The 274-nt window shown below is 54.7% G+C and carries 1 pseudogene; it reads left to right on the top strand.

Annotation, left to right across the window (positions count from 1 at the left end):
- Window positions 1-214 (top strand): annotated as a pseudogene (locus MTCD1_RS19165) (IS5/IS1182 family transposase); the annotation flags it as partial.
- Between the last annotated feature and the right edge of the window lie 60 nt (window positions 215-274).

Raw genomic sequence — 274 nt, forward strand, 5'->3', positions numbered from 1 at the left:
GAAATGGCATTCAGAGCAAGGCGATTTGTTCACGGCAGCGCCGGTTGCGAGCGGCTTTGTGGTCATGCCCAAGCGCTGGGTGGTGGAACGGACTCATGCCTGGAATGAGCGAGCCAGGCGGCTGATCATGCACCACGATCGGTTACTGGATGTGAGTGAGGCTTGGGTATGGCTGGCTGAGGCTCGCATGCTCGCTCGTCGACTTACTACTTGATTTTGTCTACACCCTCTAAGGAAACTCTGAAAAAGACTTCCAAATCTGGTGAGATACGGC

The organism is Colwellia marinimaniae (assembly GCF_002207865.1).
Lineage (GTDB): Bacteria > Pseudomonadota > Gammaproteobacteria > Enterobacterales > Alteromonadaceae > Colwellia > Colwellia marinimaniae.